The 18,840-nt window shown below is 40.2% G+C and carries 25 protein-coding genes; 9 read left to right on the forward strand and 16 right to left on the reverse strand.

Going from position 1 to position 18,840, the window contains the following annotated elements:
* Positions 1 to 55 precede the first annotated feature (55 nt).
* Together GPS65_RS13200 and GPS65_RS19645 are read left to right on the forward strand one after the other, a co-directional pair.
* Positions 56 to 391 (forward strand): hypothetical protein, encoded by a 336-nt coding sequence (locus tag GPS65_RS13200; RefSeq protein WP_003210975.1) that lies wholly within the window; start codon positions 56 to 58, stop codon positions 389 to 391.
* A gap of 43 nt (positions 392 to 434) precedes the next feature.
* A complete protein-coding gene (locus GPS65_RS19645) occupies positions 435 to 560 on the forward strand; it encodes a hypothetical protein (RefSeq protein WP_008343787.1) in 126 nt (41 codons plus the stop codon).
* A 51-nt stretch (positions 561 to 611) separates the two neighbouring features.
* On the opposite strand, the gene parC is transcribed toward GPS65_RS19645, so the two are convergent.
* The 3 genes from parC to GPS65_RS13215 form a co-directional block, all read right to left on the reverse strand.
* Positions 612 to 3,050: a DNA topoisomerase IV subunit A gene (gene parC / locus GPS65_RS13205; protein WP_088002818.1), complete on the reverse strand. Its 2,439-nt coding sequence runs from the start codon at positions 3,048 to 3,050 to the stop codon at positions 612 to 614.
* A 2-nt stretch (positions 3,051 to 3,052) separates the two neighbouring features.
* On the reverse strand, positions 3,053 to 5,020 hold the full coding sequence (gene parE / locus GPS65_RS13210; RefSeq protein ID WP_012010116.1) for a DNA topoisomerase IV subunit B: 1,968 nt from the start codon (positions 5,018 to 5,020) through the stop codon (positions 3,053 to 3,055).
* A 390-nt stretch (positions 5,021 to 5,410) separates the two neighbouring features.
* Complete coding sequence (locus GPS65_RS13215) at positions 5,411 to 5,824, reverse strand: CoA-binding protein (protein WP_012010115.1); 414 nt, start codon at positions 5,822 to 5,824, stop codon at positions 5,411 to 5,413.
* Positions 5,825 to 5,978: 154 nt separating this feature from the next.
* On the opposite strand from GPS65_RS13215, the gene plsY reads away from it, so the two are divergent.
* Both plsY and GPS65_RS13225 read left to right on the forward strand, forming a co-directional pair.
* Positions 5,979 to 6,560: a glycerol-3-phosphate 1-O-acyltransferase PlsY gene (gene plsY, locus GPS65_RS13220; protein ID WP_058015656.1), complete on the forward strand. Its 582-nt coding sequence runs from the start codon at positions 5,979 to 5,981 to the stop codon at positions 6,558 to 6,560.
* Between the two features lie 101 nt (positions 6,561 to 6,661).
* Complete coding sequence (locus tag GPS65_RS13225) at positions 6,662 to 6,949, forward strand: HesB/YadR/YfhF family protein (protein WP_012010113.1); 288 nt, start codon at positions 6,662 to 6,664, stop codon at positions 6,947 to 6,949.
* A 39-nt stretch (positions 6,950 to 6,988) separates the two neighbouring features.
* Here the strand turns inward: GPS65_RS13225 and GPS65_RS13230 are convergent, their stop codons facing one another.
* From GPS65_RS13230 to acnA, 7 genes are all read right to left on the reverse strand, one after another.
* The gene (locus tag GPS65_RS13230) at positions 6,989 to 7,300 is read right to left on the reverse strand and encodes a hypothetical protein (protein WP_119124946.1); all 312 of its coding nucleotides are present in this window, start codon (positions 7,298 to 7,300) and stop codon (positions 6,989 to 6,991) included.
* A 3-nt stretch (positions 7,301 to 7,303) separates the two neighbouring features.
* Complete coding sequence (locus GPS65_RS13235) at positions 7,304 to 7,726, reverse strand: acyl-CoA thioesterase (protein ID WP_088002823.1); 423 nt, start codon at positions 7,724 to 7,726, stop codon at positions 7,304 to 7,306.
* 103 nt (positions 7,727 to 7,829) lie between these two features.
* Positions 7,830 to 8,072, reverse strand: coding sequence for a small acid-soluble spore protein Tlp (tlp, locus tag GPS65_RS13240; protein WP_012010110.1), 243 nt, complete (start codon positions 8,070 to 8,072; stop codon positions 7,830 to 7,832).
* Between the two features lie 13 nt (positions 8,073 to 8,085).
* On the reverse strand, positions 8,086 to 8,229 hold the full coding sequence (locus GPS65_RS13245) for an acid-soluble spore protein N (protein ID WP_238389099.1): 144 nt from the start codon (positions 8,227 to 8,229) through the stop codon (positions 8,086 to 8,088).
* A gap of 51 nt (positions 8,230 to 8,280) precedes the next feature.
* Positions 8,281 to 8,406, reverse strand: coding sequence for an FbpB family small basic protein (locus GPS65_RS13250; RefSeq protein WP_003211002.1), 126 nt, complete (start codon positions 8,404 to 8,406; stop codon positions 8,281 to 8,283).
* A 71-nt stretch (positions 8,407 to 8,477) separates the two neighbouring features.
* Entirely contained in the window at positions 8,478 to 8,981 is a 504-nt protein-coding gene (locus tag GPS65_RS13255; RefSeq protein ID WP_012010108.1) for a TlpA family protein disulfide reductase, read from the reverse strand.
* A gap of 74 nt (positions 8,982 to 9,055) precedes the next feature.
* Positions 9,056 to 11,785: an aconitate hydratase AcnA gene (acnA, locus tag GPS65_RS13260; RefSeq protein WP_012010107.1), complete on the reverse strand. Its 2,730-nt coding sequence runs from the start codon at positions 11,783 to 11,785 to the stop codon at positions 9,056 to 9,058.
* Positions 11,786 to 12,005: 220 nt separating this feature from the next.
* Here acnA and sspO point away from each other — a divergent pair, with 220 nt between their 5' ends.
* From sspO to GPS65_RS13280, 4 genes are all read left to right on the forward strand, one after another.
* Entirely contained in the window at positions 12,006 to 12,152 is a 147-nt protein-coding gene (gene sspO, locus GPS65_RS13265) for a small acid-soluble spore protein SspO (protein WP_058015660.1), read from the forward strand.
* Positions 12,153 to 12,168: 16 nt separating this feature from the next.
* Positions 12,169 to 12,315 (forward strand): small acid-soluble spore protein P, encoded by a 147-nt coding sequence (locus tag GPS65_RS13270; protein ID WP_012010105.1) that lies wholly within the window; start codon positions 12,169 to 12,171, stop codon positions 12,313 to 12,315.
* Positions 12,316 to 12,417: 102 nt separating this feature from the next.
* Complete coding sequence (locus GPS65_RS13275; RefSeq protein ID WP_238389100.1) at positions 12,418 to 12,894, forward strand: Hsp20/alpha crystallin family protein; 477 nt, start codon at positions 12,418 to 12,420, stop codon at positions 12,892 to 12,894.
* Positions 12,895 to 13,077: 183 nt separating this feature from the next.
* Positions 13,078 to 13,506 carry a DUF2621 domain-containing protein gene (locus GPS65_RS13280; protein ID WP_044141405.1) on the forward strand — a complete coding sequence of 143 codons (429 nt, stop codon included), beginning with the start codon at positions 13,078 to 13,080 and terminating at the stop codon, positions 13,504 to 13,506.
* 20 nt (positions 13,507 to 13,526) lie between these two features.
* Here GPS65_RS13280 and GPS65_RS13285 read toward each other — a convergent pair whose 3' ends face one another.
* Both GPS65_RS13285 and GPS65_RS13290 read right to left on the reverse strand, forming a co-directional pair.
* Positions 13,527 to 14,009 carry a CcdC family protein gene (locus tag GPS65_RS13285; protein WP_012010103.1) on the reverse strand — a complete coding sequence of 161 codons (483 nt, stop codon included), beginning with the start codon at positions 14,007 to 14,009 and terminating at the stop codon, positions 13,527 to 13,529.
* 94 nt (positions 14,010 to 14,103) lie between these two features.
* The gene (locus tag GPS65_RS13290; protein WP_012010102.1) at positions 14,104 to 14,811 is read right to left on the reverse strand and encodes a cytochrome c biogenesis CcdA family protein; all 708 of its coding nucleotides are present in this window, start codon (positions 14,809 to 14,811) and stop codon (positions 14,104 to 14,106) included.
* Positions 14,812 to 15,019: 208 nt separating this feature from the next.
* Between GPS65_RS13290 and GPS65_RS13295 the strand changes: the two genes are divergently transcribed.
* The gene (locus GPS65_RS13295) at positions 15,020 to 15,193 is read left to right on the forward strand and encodes an aspartyl-phosphate phosphatase Spo0E family protein (protein ID WP_369810454.1); all 174 of its coding nucleotides are present in this window, start codon (positions 15,020 to 15,022) and stop codon (positions 15,191 to 15,193) included.
* A gap of 263 nt (positions 15,194 to 15,456) precedes the next feature.
* Here GPS65_RS13295 and GPS65_RS13300 read toward each other — a convergent pair whose 3' ends face one another.
* From GPS65_RS13300 to GPS65_RS13315, 4 genes are all read right to left on the reverse strand, one after another.
* The gene (locus GPS65_RS13300) at positions 15,457 to 15,675 is read right to left on the reverse strand and encodes a YneF family protein (protein ID WP_003212379.1); all 219 of its coding nucleotides are present in this window, start codon (positions 15,673 to 15,675) and stop codon (positions 15,457 to 15,459) included.
* 84 nt (positions 15,676 to 15,759) lie between these two features.
* On the reverse strand, positions 15,760 to 16,206 hold the full coding sequence (gene sirA, locus GPS65_RS13305; protein WP_012010100.1) for a sporulation inhibitor of replication protein SirA: 447 nt from the start codon (positions 16,204 to 16,206) through the stop codon (positions 15,760 to 15,762).
* A 197-nt stretch (positions 16,207 to 16,403) separates the two neighbouring features.
* Positions 16,404 to 18,407, reverse strand: coding sequence for a transketolase (gene tkt / locus GPS65_RS13310; RefSeq protein WP_119124943.1), 2,004 nt, complete (start codon positions 18,405 to 18,407; stop codon positions 16,404 to 16,406).
* A 187-nt stretch (positions 18,408 to 18,594) separates the two neighbouring features.
* The gene (locus GPS65_RS13315; protein WP_003211509.1) at positions 18,595 to 18,825 is read right to left on the reverse strand and encodes a DUF896 domain-containing protein; all 231 of its coding nucleotides are present in this window, start codon (positions 18,823 to 18,825) and stop codon (positions 18,595 to 18,597) included.
* Positions 18,826 to 18,840 lie beyond the last annotated feature (15 nt).

Genomic DNA, 18,840 nt, shown 5'->3' on the forward strand with positions numbered 1-18,840 from the left:
CAAATAACAGAAAACGTGGTAAGATCATGAAAATAAACAGGAAGGGGTGAGATAAATGAAAAAAAATATGCTGCTAAAATTAGCTGTCTTATTCATAGCACTCGCAAGTTTTCATTTGTTCTCAATGCCTCATTCCGTTCAGGTATACCATCATGCAAAGGTGGTTGCCGATCAAGAATCACATGAGATGAAAATCGCTCAAACAATGGGCGATGAAAAGAAACAAAAACATGTGAGCGCAGTATTTGCCGCATTTACAGTACTGCTGATGATTGGCAGTATGACAGCTGGATTTGCACGCATCACTCATACTGATCAATATGACCGGAAAAAGAAGCATTTACTTGCAGTGTTCTATCAATCTTCTTATTTCCGACTATCTCGTGTTTAACCCAACCATTTAAATCAAAACAAAAATTGGGAGGTTTTACACGATGTTATTTTTCTTAAGAGTATTCATTCTAGGTCTATTCTCTGTCACTTCACTTTCTCTTTTCGTTTACCAAGGAATTGAAGTAGTGCACGCCATTACAAGCATGTTTGGCAATCACGAGAGCTAAGGCCTGTATATAAAAGAAACCCCCTGCTGATCGCAGGGGGTTTTCGTTTGTTTATTTATTGTCATCTGGTGCAGGTTGAGGTGCGACAAGAACATGTGTTACTTCTCCCTGCTCTTCCTCATCTACAATAAATGATCCATTGCTATAGCGGTCATTCGCTCTTAGAGTAGAGATATCAAGTGGAATTGTTGCACCCTTCTCTGTATCAATCTCAAGTGTATCGTGCAGTGATGCAGCGATGACAGACACAATACGATGCGGGTTTTTCTTTAATTCTCTAAGCATCAGAACTCCGCGTTTGGCTCTAGATGTTTTATCAAATTCAGAGAGGTTCATTCGCTTCACAGCCCCTCTTTGCGTCGTCAGCACGAGGACATCGTTCTTTGGATCAATGATCTGGCCAGAGACGACTTCGTCCCCATCCTTCAAGTTGATGCCTTTGACACCAGCCGCTCTCGGACCAACAACACTTACTTCTTCTTCATCAAACCACAAACCATAACCATTTTTCGTCGCAATAAACAATTCCTGCTGTCCTGTTGTCACATGGACATCTACGAGCTCATCGTCCCCTTTTAGATTCAAGGCGACAAGCGGTTTTGAATAGCGCTGCGCTTTATATTGAAGAAGCTCTGTTTTCTTCACCATTCCGCCTTTTGTAAAGAACAGAAGATAAGATGTTTCATCAAATTCTTTAATTGGAATGGCTTTTTGGATAGATTCATCACGGTCAATCGAAATGATATTCGTAATATGCTGTCCCATGTCTTTCCAGCGTATGTCTGGCAGCTGATGCACAGGACAATAAATGTAGCTCCCTTTATTCGTGAATAGTAGGAGGACATCCGTTGTATTCATTTCAAACTGATGAATCAGGCGGTCTGTATCCTTCATGCCAAAGTCCTTACCGTTAGAAGCAGCATAGGAGCGCTGACTTGTCCGTTTGATGTACCCATCCTTCGTCACCGTGACGTAAACATCCTCTGAGGCAATCATTACTTCTAGGTTAATCTTAATTTCTTCAATTTTTTCCTCAATGACAGATCGTCTGTCATCAGCATATGTCTTTTTAAGCTTTTTCAAACTGTTTGTAATGACCTTTAACAGCTTTTTCTCGTTACCTAATATGTCTTCAAGTTCTGCTATACGCACATCAAGTTCATTCGCTTCGTCTCTCAATTGCGTAATATCTGTATTCGTTAAACGATATAACTGGAGGGACACAATCGCTTCTGATTGTGCTTCTGTAAAGTCATACTTCTCCATCAAATTGTTTTTCGCATCTCTCTTATCATTAGAGGAGCGGATTGTGGCAATGACTTCATCTAAGATAGATAGCGCCTTAATTAATCCATCTACAATATGGTGGCGTTCCTTCGCTTTTCGAAGCTCATATGCTGAACGGTTCGTCACCACTTCTTTTTGATGGGCAATATATGCATCAAGTATAGTTGTCAGCGTCATTAAGGTTGGTCTACGATTATGTATCGCTACCATATTAAAGTTATATGGAATTTGCAGATCAGAGTTTTTATATAAGAAATTCAAAACACCATTTGCATCTGCTTCTTTTTTCAGCTCTACTACGATTCGAAGGCCAGTCCTGTCAGTCTCGTCTCGAACCTCTGAAATTCCTTCCACTTTTCTTTCAATTCGGAACTCGTCCATCTTTTTGACAAGGTTGGCTTTATTCACTTCATATGGAATCTCTGTGATCACAATTTGCTGGCGTCCGCCGCGGATGGTTTCAATCTCCGCTTTTCCGCGAATCATGATCTTTCCTTTGCCTGTTTCATAAGCCTTTTTAATGCCGTCTACCCCTTGAATAATACCGCCTGTTGGGAAATCTGGACCTTTGATGACTGTCATTAAATCCTCAACCGTACAATGCGGCTGTTCGATTCGTTTAATGACACCATCAATCACTTCTCCTAGATGATGCGGCGGGATATCAGTGGCATAACCAGCAGAAATACCTGTTGACCCATTCACGAGAAGGTTTGGGAACATCGCTGGTAAAACAACGGGCTCCTTACTTGTATCATCAAAGTTTGCGACAAACTCGACCGTTTCCTTGTCTAAGTCCTTTAAAAGCTCTGAAGCAATCGCAGATAGCCTTGCTTCCGTATAACGCATTGCAGCAGGCGGATCACCATCGATACTCCCGTTATTTCCATGCATCTCAATGAGCACATTCCGCACTTTCCAATCCTGACTCATTCTCACCATCGCTTCATAAACAGATGAGTCTCCGTGCGGATGATAGTTACCAATCACGTTACCGACTGTTTTCGCAGCTTTACGGAAGTTTTTATCTTGCGTGTTTCCTTCTGCGTACATCGCATATAAGATTCTTCGTTGTACAGGCTTTAATCCATCTCGCGCATCTGGCAGCGCACGGTCTTGGATAATATATTTACTATAGCGACCAAACCGGTCTCCGATGACTTCTTCTAATGGTAAATCATGAAATCGTTCTTGTTGTGCCATGTTTAAACCTCCTCAGCTAGCGACAAGTTTTCATTTTCAAGAATGTTACTTTCCTCATCAAGTCCAAAGGCGACATTCTTCTCAATCCATTTACGACGTGGTTCTACTTTGTCACCCATTAATGTCGTGACACGGCGTTCCACTCGTGCAGCATCGTCGATTTTGACTCTGACAAGTGTTCTCGATTCTGGATTCATTGTCGTTTCCCATAGCTGGTCGGCGTTCATTTCACCTAAACCTTTATAGCGCTGAATCGTGTACCCTTTTCCAACTTTCTTCAGTACGTCATCCATTTCTTCATCAGACCATGCATACTCAATCACTTCCTTTTTCCCTGAGCCTTTGCTGACTTTGTATAAAGGCGGTAGTGCAATAAACACTTTGCCATGCTCAATCAGCGGCTTCATATAGCGGTAGAAGAATGTGAGCAGAAGCACTTGAATATGCGCTCCATCTGTATCAGCATCTGTCATGATCACGATTTTGTCATAATTGATGTCTTCTACATTAAAATCGACACCGACGCCTCCACCGATCGCATGAATAATGGTGTTGATTTCTTCATTTTTGAAAATATCAGCAAGTTTCGCTTTTTCTGTGTTAATGACCTTTCCACGAAGCGGCAGCACCGCTTGGAATTTACGGTCACGTCCTTGTTTTGCTGACCCGCCTGCTGAGTCTCCCTCTACTAGGTACAACTCGTTTCTTGCCGGGTTTCTAGATTGAGCAGGTGTTAATTTTCCGCTCAGGGTTGCTTCGGACTTCTTCCGTTTCTTGCCGCTCCTTGCTTCTTCACGTGCTCTTCTAGCAGCTTCTCTCGCCTGCTGCGCTTTAATCGCTTTTCTCACAAGAAGAGTCGCTGTTTCACGGTTTTCTTCAAGGAAATAAGCTAGCTTTTCAGAAATAACAGCATCAACAGCTGAGCGAGCCTCACTTGTCCCAAGCTTTCCTTTTGTCTGACCTTCAAATTGAAGCAGTTCTTCAGGAATTCTGACAGAAATAATAGCAGACAGCCCTTCGCGAATATCAGTGCCCTCTAAATTTTTATCTTTTTCTTTTAAAAGGGCGACTTTGCGCGCATATTCATTAAAGGCTCTCGTCATTGCCGTTTTAGCACCAGACTCATGTGTACCGCCATCTTTTGTTCTGACGTTATTGACGAAAGAAAGAATATTTTCCGAGTAGCCATCATTGAATTGAAATGCAAAATCTACTTCAATGGATTGATGCTCTCCTTCAAATGAGACCACTTCACTCAGAACATCTTTTTCTTCATTTAAATAAGCAACGAAGGCTTCAATGCCTGTTTCATAATAAAAGGTTTCTTGTACATCATGTCGTTCATCAATCAGCTCTATTTTTAATCCTTTTAATAAAAAGGCAGATTCTCTTAAACGTTCTGATAACGTATCGAAATTATAAGTGGTGACACTGAACATGGAGCGATCTGGTTTAAAATGAATCAGTGTTCCGGTTTTTTTTGTTTTTCCGACTTTTTCAAGTGACGTCACAGGTTTTCCGCCGTTTTCAAACCGCTGATGATAGATATAGCCATCACGTTCAATTGTGACAGTAAGCCACTCTGACAGCGCGTTTACAACAGACGCCCCAACTCCGTGAAGCCCACCACTTGTTTTATATCCGCCTTGACCAAATTTTCCGCCTGCGTGAAGGACCGTTAAAATGATCTCGGGTGTCGGTTTTCCAAGCTTATGCATACCAGTAGGCATTCCACGTCCTTTATCCTGGACGGAAATGCTGTTATCTTTATGTATTTTGACAACGATATGATCTCCATGGCCAGCGAGTACTTCATCGACAGAGTTGTCTACAATCTCATAGACAAGGTGATGAAGGCCGCGTGAATCCGTTGACCCAATATACATTCCCGGACGTTTACGGACCGCTTCAAGTCCCTCTAGCACCTGAATAGAATCATCGTTATAATCTACTTGCTGCTTTTTAACCAAATGCTTAATCCCCTTTCACTAACAAACATAACCGGCAAATCATCAAATGATCTCTCTAGATTTTAATGATGATCATGCTGCTCATTACTGTCCACTTTAATAAGCTGCATCATCACCATGCATGTGTTTCAACAAAACATGCTCCTTTGCACGGCTATGAGAACTAGAAGTCCATTATAAACAAGACTGTTTGATAAGCCAAATGCAATCATATGATGATTTTTACAAAACAGAACAAATGTTCTATCTTTATCTTATCGCTCTTTTTGTTGATATGCAAGATCACCGATATGTCCCTGTCGCCTTATTTTATCGCTTTCTTCTAGAATCGCAAATATATTTCTGCAACAAAAAAGCAAAAATCCTTGAAAACCAAGGATTTTTGACGATTTAATGAGTTTTTGTCATTGCATGAGCTACCTTGATACATAAATCCATGATGGCAACCTTGCCATTTTCCTCAATTAGCCTTTTCGCTTCTTCGTGATAGATGCCTTGCTGCGCCCAAAAAACAGGTGCGTCGATTTCAAGAAATTCTTCTGCCACTTCGGGCAAAAACTCTGAACGTCTGAAAACATTCACGATATCAACAGGCTCTTTGATCTCTTTTAGTGAAGCGACTGCTTTCACACCAAGTGCTTCATCGATCGTTGGATTCACCGGAATGATCTCATAACCGGCATCCTGCATCGCTTTAGATACCATATATGACGTTCGGTGCGGCTGATCTGATAATCCAACAACAGCAATTCGTTTACTGCTCTTTAAAATACGACCAATTTCTTGTTTCGAAGGATGATTCATCCAAACACCCCTTTTCTTCTATTTTAGCGAACTTCTGCTTAAAAACAAAGCTGAATCCATCTGCATTTGATTTTTTCAAAAAAAGATCCCCATGTTTTTCATAAGATCATGTTAAAATGTAAGACAAGAGGGAGAATATAAAGGAGTTATGCAGATGTTAATTGCTTTGATGTTTATTTTGGCTTATCTTCTCGGCAGTATTCCATCCGGTCTCATTGTCGGGAAAGCTGCAAAGGGTATTGATATCCGTGAACATGGTAGCGGCAACCTAGGTGCGACGAATGCATTTCGTACGCTTGGCGTAAAAGCAGGGTCTATTGTTATTTCTGCTGATATTTTAAAAGGGACTCTCGCTTCTGCTTTACCGTTTTTCATGCAACTGGACATTCATCCCTTATTAGCGGGGGTTGCTGCTGTTATCGGTCACAGCTTTCCTATCTTTGCAAAATTTAAAGGGGGAAAAGCAGTCGCTACATCTGGCGGCGTGTTATTATTTTATGCCCCATTCTTATTTATCACGATGATCGCTGCTTTTTTCTTATTTTTATACATTAGTAAATATGTTTCATTATCATCTATGCTGACCGGCATCTATACATTCATTTACAGCATATTCACCAAAGACGTATTTTTAATCATTGTTGTTGCCGTTCTTGCTGGTTTTGTGATCTACAGACACATCGCCAACCTCAAACGAATCCTCAACAAAACTGAACCGAAAATCAAATGGCTCTAGCCGTTTCATAAGTTTCATTCTGTGGTAAAAGTAAAGAAAAGCTGTTTTTTGCATCCTGCATTTTAAAAAAACAGCATGACTTCAAAAAAGGGGCGATCACATTGAAATTAACGATTAAAGAAGATGCACTCAATTGGTACAAGGATGAATTAGATTTAGAAAAAGGTGATCAAGTTCGCTTTTTTGTGAGATATGGCGGGTGCAGTAATGTACAAAAAGGCTTTTCTCTCGGCGTCGCAAAAGATGAACCTCAAAATGCAGGCGCAACCGCTGAAATAGAAGGTATTACTTTCTTCGTGGAAGAAAGTGATATGTGGTATTTTGACAACCATGATCTGCATATTGATTATAACGAGTCTGTAAAAGAACCAGAATTTCATTATGAATAAACAAAAAAGATACCTCATCCCTCGGGTATCTTTTTTGTTTTATCCTTCAATATATAGCCCATATTCCTGAATGTTTCCTAAAGACCGCTCCTTTTGCAGGATTCTTTTTTGCGTTTCACCGATTAAGTCAAAGTGAGGAAACCCTGCGCGGTCGTGAATCCATTCTTTTTTGAGTCCATGTTTTTCTCCCCATTCAATTAACTGCTTCATATCCTGACAGGCTGCTTTAGTGACAGTATTGGCATGCGGGAAACGGTCATCAAGCCAATAATGGGTTAAAAACGCTAGTTCTCCTTGCTGAACAGCTGCTTTCCACGCATTTAAATCGCTTCTTTTAATACCAAACGCCATGAATTAAACCTGCTTCTTCGACTGTTCATATACTTTGTGCCAGGCAGGAAATGCTTTTCTAAATTGAATCGGTCTAAAGGTATCTTTATCTACACAAATATGCGAGGTTGTCCCTGTAATCGCTGTTTGTCCATCAGGCTTTTGAATTTCGTAACCATATACCGTTTTGAGTCCATTGTATTCTTCAATCCAAGTATGAACTGTTGCTGTTTCACCGTACAGGAGTGGTTTTTTATATTTCACCTGCAAATCTATAACGGGTGCAAGAGCGCCTTCTGCTTCTAGCTGTGCATAGGAAAATCCTAATTCTTTAATCAGGGCTGTTCTGCCGACTTCCATCCAGATTAAATAATTGGCATGATACACAATGCCCATTTGGTCTGTTTCCGCATAACGGACTTCTATTTCTTTTTTAGATACATACACGTTTTCATCGCTCTCCTATCAAAACCTAAGGTCTCTGCCATTTTACCACAATCGAAATGGTTCTTCTAAAAGGAGGCAATAAAATAAACCAGGAATCCCTGGTTTATTCAGTATAGCCATTTTTTCTTGCTGCTTCTTCGTCCTTAATCTCCGAACGCATAGCATCAATGCTCATTTTTCGATTTTCATTTTTTTGCTTGATCATCTGTTTTTCTTGATCTGTCGAAAGGGCCATCGCTGCTTCAGATTCATCGATATTGTCAAGGGTGTTTTCGATCATATCTTGCAGCTTTTCAACATTATCAGAACGATCATCTGGATTGGATTGATATGACTTTTCATTCATCTTAATACCCTCCTTATTCGCCCTTCGTCTGGATCACATCAGGCTGTTCATTTGATTTATTATGCATCTTTTTACCTTTATTGCGTTTGTATGCGACAGATTTTGTCCCTAAATGGTCTGGTGTAAACTGCGCTTGTTTATCATGCTCTCTACCCATCATTCATCCCTCCCTCCTCTTTAGGATGAACGAAAAAGGAGAATTCATAACTTATTTCTGTCTAAAACGCTCTTCCAACTTTTCTTCAAGCTGGTTTAAAAATTCCTCATTGCTTAATAATTCTTTTTTATTTTCAAGTACAAGCTCTTCAAATGTACGTCGTTTTCTTCTTCTCATTGTACTCACCTCCATTGTTTGTATTTCATTTTCGCCAAAACATTTAGAAAATAAGCAAAAAAGCTGAATCATTATAGATCCAGCTCTTGCTCAATTTCTTTTTTTGTCAGCATTTGATGCTTCACAGACATGATACGTCCTTTTTCATCTAATATGTATGTCGTGGGGTAAGAAAGCACTTGATATCGTGCTTGAATGCCTTTTTGATCCAATAAAATAGGAAAACTCAGCTTTAATTCATCTGCAAATGCTGCAACATGATCTACACTTTTTTCAGTGGTCGTCAAATTCACTGCAAGTACTTCGACTTGATCATATTCGCTTCTAATTGCGTCTAGATCCGGCATTTCTGTCCTGCATGGCTTACACCATGTCGCCCAAAAATTGACGAGCACCTTTTTCCCTTGATAATCAGATAACGAGGCCGTTTGACCGTCTAGGGTTTTCAGTTCAAAATCAGGGGCTTGATCCCCATTTTCAAGACCGATTGCGGGCTCTTTTGGTTCAAGTAAATTCCACACAAGTAAACCAATCAACAAAAGTAAAACAGCGCTTGCTATTCCTTTTTTCCACATGATGGATCCTCCACTATTTTTAAAAAAAGAAGAGAAAGCTGTCTAGGCGCCTTCTCTTCTTTGCTGTATGAGTATTAGTTGCTTGCCAATTTTTCACGAAGTACCATTTGAAGGATACCGCCATGACGATAGTAGTCAATTTCGACTTCACTATCAAAACGAACAACCACTTCAAATGTTTTCTCATTGCCATCTGTATCAATTGCTTTGACAGTGACAAGATCACGTGGACGAACAGTTTCATCAACATGAACTTCAAATGTTTCTGTTCCTGTTAGACCATAAGTTTCTGCACTTTCTCCGTCTTTAAACTGTAAAGGAAGTACACCCATGAAGACAAGGTTACTTCTGTGGATACGCTCAAAGCTTTCAGCTAGAACAAATTTAATTCCAAGAAGGTTTGTTCCTTTTGCAGCCCAGTCACGTGAAGAACCCATTCCGTAGTCTTTACCTGCTAAGATCGCAAGACCGGTACCATCTTCTTTATAACGCATGCATGCATCATAAATGGATGTTACTTCACCAGTTGGCCAATAAGTTGTATATCCGCCTTCTGTTCCTGGTGCGATTTGGTTCTTAATACGGATGTTTGCAAAAGTACCTCTCATCATGACATGGTGGTTACCACGGCGAGATCCGTATGAGTTAAAGTCTCTAGGCGATACGCCTCTTTCTTGCAAGTATTTACCCGCAGGTGTGTCTTTACCAATTGCTCCAGCTGGAGAAATATGGTCAGTCGTCACAGAGTCACCGAACTTGGCAACGACGCGCAAGCCTTTAAGCGGTTCAACCTTACCAGGTTCAACTGATAGGTTTTCAAAGAATGGCGGGTTATCAATGTATGTGGAATTTTCATCCCATTTGTACAATGCATCATCCGTCGTTTTAATTTCATTCCAGCGCTCATTGTTGTCAAAAACAGTTTCATACTCTGAACGGAAGAGTTCAGGTGTAACTGTGCTTTTCACGACACTGTTGATTTCGTCCATTGATGGCCAAATGTCATTGAAATAAACGTTCTCACCATTTTTGTCCACACCGATAGGATCTTTTGTTAAATCGATATTGACCGTACCAGCAAGTGCATACGCCACAACTAATGGTGGAGATGCAAGGTAGTTTCCTTTCACAAGCGGATGGATACGTCCTTCAAAGTTACGGTTACCTGATAAAACAGAAGTGATCAGCAGATCATTTTCAGAGACAGCATCCTCAATTTCTTGTGCAAGCGGTCCTGAGTTTCCGATACATGTTGTACAGCCATACCCAACGATATTAAACCCGAGGTCTCTTAAGTATGGAAGAAGTCCTGAGTTCACGAGGTACCCTGTCACAACCTTAGAACCTGGTGCTAGTGACGTTTTCACGTAGTTTGGCACCTTCATACCAAGCTCACTTGCTTTCTTCGCAACAAGACCTGCTCCGATTAAGACGTATGGGTTCGATGTATTCGTACAGCTCGTAATCGCTGCAATCGCAATTGCACCTGTCTTCATCACAGCTTTTTCACCATTTGCTAGATCAAATTCAATTTGTTTATCCAGCTCTGATTTTTCTAAGCCAAACCCTTGGTTACCAGCTGGGCTTTCAATGTGCTCATGGAAAGTCTCTTTCATTTTAGAAAGTGGAATCAAATCTTGTGGACGCTTTGGACCAGATAAGTTTGATTCAATTTGAGAAAGATCAATTTCCACAACATCCGTAAAAATTGGCTCTTCTGCATCTGGCGTATAGAATAAGCCATTTGCGCGAGAATATTCTTCAACGATATTAATTTGCTCTTCATCGCGTCCAGTCAGGCGAAGGTAAGCAAGAGCTTCCTCATCTACTGGGAAGAATCCGCAAGTAGCCCCGTATTCAGGCGCCATGTTCGCAATCGTTGCACGATCCGCTAACGGCAGCTGTGCAACGCCTGGTCCGAAGAATTCAACAAATTTGTTCACTACGCCTTTTTCACGAAGAACTTGTGTCACTTTTAGTGCAAGGTCAGTTGCAGTCGTTCCGTTTGGAAGCTCTCCAACTAATTTAGCACCAATGACTTCTGGTACTGGGAAGTATGAAGGCTGACCTAGCATACCAGCTTCCGCTTCAATACCACCAACGCCCCATCCAAGTACGCCGATCCCATTGATCATGGTTGTATGAGAGTCAGTACCAACCAATGTATCTGGATAAGTGATGATCTCGCCATCTTCTTCAATCGCATGAACAACACTTGCAAGGTACTCTAAGTTTACTTGGTGAACAATTCCTGTTGCAGGCGGAACAGCTTGATAATTATTAAACGCTTTCTTTGCCCAGCTAAGGAAGTTATAACGCTCTGCGTTACGTTCGAATTCTAAATCCATGTTAATGTTTAATGCATCTTCAGTTCCAGCTTTATCAACTTGTACTGAGTGGTCAATGACAAGGTCAACTGGAATTTCAGGGTTGATTTTATCCGGATCCCCACCTACATCTGCCATTGCTTTTCTTAAAGAAGCAAGGTCAACGACGGCTGGTACACCCGTGAAGTCTTGTAAAATAACACGAGAAGGTTTGAATGGAACATCGATTTCTTTGACCTCGGCAGTTCCCCATTTTGCCAAGTTTTCAACGTGTTCCTTTTTGATCACTCTACCGTCTACTTGGCGAAGCACTGATTCTAAAAGTACCTTAATGGAATAAGGCAGCTTAGAAACATTTCCAATTCCTTGTTTCTCTAGTGCTTCTAACGAATAATAGTGATACGTTTTCCCATTTGTCGAAAACGTTTTTCTAGATTGAAAAGCGTCTTGTTTAGCGACTTGCTGCTGTTTCGACATATCCAAAATCCCCCTTTTGATGATCAAGATCAATTTCAATTCTCAGAAAAATCGTCGTATTTCACCACAATTTTCTCACAATTTCATCTTAAAACAAATTCATACATAAGTAAATAACAATGCTTTTATTAAATTCAATAAGTTTATCTTATCATTAGGAAATGATTACTCTTCATAATCGAGGCAGAGCGGGTTCATACTACAATTGAGGTGATAGAACATGACAAAACGTAAAGCCAATCATGTGATTAACGGCATGAACGCAGCCAAAAGCCAAGGAAATGGTGCAGGCTATATTGAAGATGATCAGCTCGTTTTAACAGAAGAACAAAGACAAAACAATAAAAAACGTAAAAAAAATCAATAAGAAAGGAGCCAGTATCATGACGAATAAAAACACAGGAAAAGACATCCGTCAAAACTCGCCTAAAGAACATCAAAGCGGACAGCCTGAGCCCTTATCAGGCAGTAAAAAAGTGAAGAACCGTAACCATACAAGACAAAAGCACAATTCTCATCACGATATGTAAGCATTCTCCTCTCATCCCGTTGCAAAGCGGGATGTTTTAGGTCTTTCACACATTTCAGTTCTCAACATATTATTTATTATGAGATGTGATGGAGGAGTGTTTATGGAGAATGAAAAGCAATCGAATTCCTCTGATTTTCTTGAAATAGACGATTGGCTCAATGTTTTAATGGACGATCCATTTGCCTGGTATGATGAACACCTCCCAATTGACCTTTATGAAACAAGCCGTGATTATATTGTTGAGATTGATGTCTCTACTCTGTCGATCACTGATGTAAAGCTGACCTTCGCTGGACATGAGCTCACTCTCACTTACACTGTACAAAAGCCAAATGATCAAGGCGACCAGCCAATTGGAAAAAGTGTCATGCTCCCTTTTTGCTTGAACGACAAAGAGATTGAAACAGAATACGAAAACCGAATCATTTCGATAAGAATTAAAAAAAGTTCTGACCATTCAAGCGGTGCATTCTTTTCAAATCCCGCATTTCAAACATTAAGAGCCCACCTTCATTTGGTGGGCTCTCTTCCGTTCGTGTCAAGTCAATACCTTTTGCGAACCACCATGGCCAAATAGTAGAATCGCTATATGATAAGGTATTCTTTTTCTACTAGATGGTTTGGGTCTTTCTAGTAAATGGGCACTTATGACTGAAAAAAGGCGTTCATAGAGATAAGAGACATACATTTTTGTTATTTTCTTCTATCATCTCTTCATGTAAAATAAGATAGAGATACTAGGGGTATAAGGAGTGAGAACATGTTAAGCGGCTGGTTTTTGTGGTTCATTTTATTTTGGGGTACGGTGATGATCGGATTACTCGCAATCGGTGGCTTTTTTATGTTTCGCAAATTTCTAAAACGATTGCCGAAGGAAGATGGGAAATCAGAGCTTGATTGGCAGGATGAATATATTCAAAAGAGCCTCCATTTATGGCGGGAAGAAGACAAACAGCTTTTAAATGAACTTGTCTTACCTGTTCCAGAGCTGTTTAGAGATGTCGCCAAAGAAAAAATTGCAGGAAAAATTGGCGAGTTGGCATTAAAAGAACAAGCTGCCAGCATTAATTTAGACTTAATCATTCGCGGCTATATTATCGCTACACCAAAGCGTGATCATAAGTTTTTATTGAAGCGCCTTCAAGAAAAAAACATCGATCATACGCCATATGAAGCATTATTAAAATAACCTCCTTATAAAAAGGAGGTTTAATTCATTTGAACCTGTTGTGGATCTAATTGCTTAGACATCTTTCTAAACGACAAATACATGGCAACGCGCCAAGGCACAATCATGCCAAAGGCAAGTATCCAAAACATTCCGCTTAGAGAGCCATAATCAATAGAAGAACTCAGGATCGTCTTCATTCCGATACGAAGAACAAGAAGTCCAATGAGAATAAACACAAATGCTTTTGACCGCTTTAAGTAAATCTCATTCCCTCTAATTTCAAACTTTGATGTTTTGATTAAAAAGATGGAGAAAAACATCCCCACTGTGATTGCCTCGAGAAATTCAGCCCCAGTTACCTGAAACATTGGAACAAAAAACATCAATGCACCAGTGCTCATGAAAATAGGAGGTAATATAATTTTTTTCGCAGTTGCCGGTTTTGCAGATGACTTAATGCGAATAAACATAACAGCTACCGCCATACATACCGCAATTATAGAAGAGATTAAGACCATCATATCAAATCATTCCTTTATTCTTTAAGGTCAGCCTATGTATAATATACTCCAATTGACGAAAAAAAACCATTCGCCGCGACTGTAGAAAACGATTTCAAAAGCCAGTAAATCCGCCAAATAAGGAAGAGAACATGATGATAATCCATGTGAGAAGATCAAAGAACAGCAATAACCCTACCACAATCATAATGATCCCACCAATTTTCATGATAAGCTGCTGACGCTTTCTGATCCATGCCATTTTCGTGATGAAGAAAGATAGAATAAAAAACGGGACGGCAAAGCCAAGGACATATGCAATCATATAAGGCACAGCCGACTCTGGATTGTTACTAGCAAGCGCGATAACGGCAGATAAAATTGGTCCTGTACAAGGTGTCCATCCAGCGGCAAAGCCCATTCCGATGAGAATCGACCCAAAAAAACCCGCAGGTCGGTTTTTGAACTGCATTCTCTTTTCTCCCATGAGGAATGAAGGCTGAAATACCCCGAGCGTCATAAAGCCAAAGAAAATAATAAGAATGGCTCCAACCTGACGAATGGCTTGATGGTAATCATCAAAAAACTTCCCAACAAACGATGTCCCAAAGCCAATCGCAATAAAGATAATAGAGAACCCAACTAAAAAGAATAAAGTATGAAGTAGACTTCTTCTTCTCAGCATCACCTTCTCAGATTTCACTTCATCCATACTAACACCCGTAATATAAGATAAAAAGGCTGGATAAAGCGGCAGACAGCATGGTGAGATAAAAGAAAGGAACCCTGCTCCAAAGGCTAAAAAGAAATTCAAATCTGTCAAAAGAACACCCCCTTCTTACAATATACAATAAGAGATGACAAAATCATTTCATTTTTTTTACATCCTCTCAATAAAGATGGTCTATTCTCTTAAAACCTTATATAATTTAATTTGACATCAAGATAACGAATCCTTTAAATTTGAAAATAAACCTTAAAATGGATATAATAGAATCGATTCTTTTTATCAAGATTTGCATGAAAGGAACATGACTTTGGTAAAAACATCATTATTAACTCAAATCGAAGAAAAAAGAGAAGAGCTGATGAAAGTTGTCTTGCACAATGGGATGACATCAACAGTGACCATCGAACATAGCCAGCAGCTAGATCATCTCCTCTTACAATATCAACGACACTTACACTCAAACTCAGCCAACTAATCATATCTCATGGAATTTGTCATGCCGCACGATTTTTAGATCAGTTGATATGTGTGAACATAAACGAAACAAAACCTCTGATCACAGGGGTTTTTGTTTTTTTAGAAGGAAGTTGAAGCCAAAATAAAAACCACCTTCCCTGCTTCATTTAGGCAAGTACAGTGGTTTTAAAGCGTCTGATGAAGGTGAATTCAATAAAGAAGGGACAACGCTTGTCCATTCTTTATAACCATGTTCCATCTATGATCATAATATCGTACGTATTATTTCGCTTGGTTGTTCATGGCTTTCATCATTTGATTGATTTTCTTCTGGGACGGTTTCATGCCCATTTGCATCATCATCATTCGAAGCATTTGTTCATTAATTGGTGGATTCTTTTTCAAGTAGCTCATCATATACTTACGAGCAATAAAGAATCCGAGTGCAACTCCTGCAAGCAGTGCAACAACGCCTACAAGGATGACAACCCATAAATCCATAATTCTTCCTCCTTCATGTTGTCTCGTATAAAGTGTACTAAACAAAAGGCTATTATACAACATTTCGCGTTCAATTTTATTTTTTTAAACAAAATTCCTCACTTTTACCGGATTGAGCCACCCGTGCTTCTTTGAACCGAAGTCCATCGCAAGGAAGCAAGGACTAATTTTTCTCAGCACTTCAAAAAACACTGCTTCTGCTTCATAACTGCCGGTGGCAGACATTTGGATATAGCGATCTTTTATGATAAATGCAGCCGTTCCTTTTCCATCAGGTAAGGAAGCGCTGTATATCGAGCCAATTTGTGTATAGTGAATATTCGTTAAGTTGTTCATTAATCGCTGGTGCATATGAAAAGCAGGGATTCGTTTCGTCACGTAATCCACTTGTTTCACAAGCATCACCAATTCATCTTCCGTGCGATTCGTCCAGTGTAACGACTCAAACAAATGAAACAAAATTGATTCTCTACCAAAATAATGATGCGCAAATTCATCCTCAATCCAATAAATATAATAATGGCGTTCCATGTCTATCCCTTCCTTTCACATTTCGTCAATCTCGTATATTGCTTGTATTATACAAAAATGTGAAAGAAAGAATTGTCTATATATGAAGCAAGAAGAAACTAGTTTTGTCAAAAAAACAAGAAAAAAGAAAAAAGTTTGCAGAGCGGATGAAAATGCTCTGCAAACAGTTGAAAAAAAGCATGATGCTTGGAGACTGATTATTTGTTCAGCTTCGCTTTCACACGGCTGACGACATTGCTGACCGTAAAGCCGTATTTCTCAATAATGGTTTCACCAGGTGCAGATGCACCAAATTTATCAATGGCAATTACGTCACCATCGAGACCAGTGTAACGCTCCCAGCCAAGTGAAGCTCCCATTTCAATCGCAACACGAGCCCGCACTGCTGTCGGAAGGACTGACTCTTTGTATTCGTCAGACTGCTGATCGAATCGATCCCATGCAGGAAGACTGACAACAGATGCGCGGATACCCTCTTTTTCAAGTGCCTTTTGCGCTTCAATCGCTAAACCAACCTCAGATCCAGAAGCGAGTAGAAGTGCTTCTGGCTGTGCATCAGCTGCTTCCACGACAACGTATCCACCCTTTTCTACTCCTTCATATGCCTTCTCAGGTGCTTGATCAATCGTTGGAAGGTTTTGACGAGTCAGAACTAGTGCTGTCGGTTTATCCGTTGAAGATACAGCAAGTTTCCACGCTGCAGCTGTCTCGTTCCCATCCGCAGGGCGAATGACAGAAAGGTTTGGCATCGCACGTAATGAAGCAAGCTGTTCAACCGGCTCATGCGTCGGGCCATCTTCACCAACAGCGATACTGTCATGAGTAAAGACATAAGTAACTGGAAGTCCCATTAAGGCAGCAAGACGAATCGCTGGTCTTAAGTAATCTGAGAAAACAAAGAACGTTCCGCCGAATACACGAAGGCCGCCGTGAAGTGCCATACCGTTTAATGCGGCACCCATTGCAAATTCTCTGACACCGAACCAAATGTTCTTGCCGGCATAATGATCTTTCCCAAAATCGTCTGTGTTTTTGATCGTTGTTTTGTTTGAACCTGCAAGGTCAGCAGAACCACCAATGAAGAAAGGTACTTGCTTCGCAATGCCATTTAAGACTTCGCCTGAAGAAGCGCGGGAGGCAAGACTTGAGCCTGCTTCATAAACAGGAACCTCTTGATCCCAATTCTCAGGAAGCTTTCCTTCAATCGCAAGCTTCAATTGAGCTGCTAGCTCAGGGTATTCTTTTTCATATTGCGCAAATTGTTCATTCCAAGCTGCTTCTTTTTTCTGACCAGCGTCTTTTACAGCTTCTTTGAAATGATCGTACACTTCAGAAGGTACATGGAAATCTTCTTCAAACGTCCAAGAGTATGCTTCCTTCGTCAGCTTTGCTTCGTCGCTGCCAAGTGGTGCACCATGCACACCAGACGTTCCTGCACGGTTTGGCGATCCGAAACCGATGGTTGTTTTCACTTCGATCAGTGTAGGTCTGTCTGTGCTTTGTTTTGCCTTTTCAATAGCAGCTGTCACTTCTTCAATGTTGTTGCCGTCTTTTACGTAAAGAACTTCCCAGTTCATCGCTTCAAAACGATTCTTCACATTTTCAGAGAATGAACGATCTAGGTCGCCATCTAAAGAAATATCATTTGAATCATAAAGAACAATTAAACGTCCTAAGCCTAAATGACCAGCAAGGGAAGCAGCTTCAGAGGAAATCCCCTCCATTAAGTCTCCATCTCCGCAAATGCTGTATGTATAGTGATCTACAACATTAAAGTTGTCTTTGTTATACGTTTCCGCAAGATGTCTTTCTGCAAGTGCCATACCAACTGCCATGGCAATCCCCTGTCCTAAAGGACCTGTTGTGGCATCTACGCCTTCTGTATGTCCAAATTCAGGATGTCCAGGTGTTTTGCTACCCCATTGGCGGAATTGTTTTAGATCATCGATGCTCAGGTTGTATCCGCTTAAATGAAGCATGCTATATAGAAGCATAGAACCATGTCCCGCAGATAATACAAAACGGTCTCTGTTAAACCAATTTGGGTTTTGCGGACTTACGTTTAAGTGATTCGTCCATAAAGCGTATGCCATTGGTGCAGCACCCATCGGCATTCCAGGGTGACCGGAATTCGCTTTTTCAATTGCGTCTATGGAGAGAGTACGTATTGTTGCAATAGATTTCAATTCAATCGTTTCCATATAAATCCCCTTCCGTATCTTGTGTACACCATTATCATAAATCTACTGTCCTTTTTTCACAACTATTTCACGCTGAAAAAGAGTGATTTTATCACATTTAGTTTATCGATCACCTAAAAAGTTATGCAAAAATGAAAAAAGATGAGAATGTTTTTCCCATCTTTTCAAAATTCAAGAAATCATACGCTTAATGAAGGTTTTGATCTCTTTCTCTTTTTAATTTTTCTGGTGTGACATCGTTTCCTTCAGGGTCAACGATTTTCACGGTTTTAAGTGTATTTTTCATAGAAGAACGAAAAGCTTTTAAATACTCTTCTCTTAATTGCTTTTGTTCTGTTTTTTCAGCGTCTGACAATCCGGTCTCTTTTGACTTTTTTGAAAGCTCATTGATTCTTGCAAGCTGATTTTTAGAAATCATGACTAACTCCTTTAA

Source organism: Bacillus pumilus (assembly GCF_009937765.1).
GTDB lineage: Bacteria > Bacillota > Bacilli > Bacillales > Bacillaceae > Bacillus > Bacillus pumilus_O.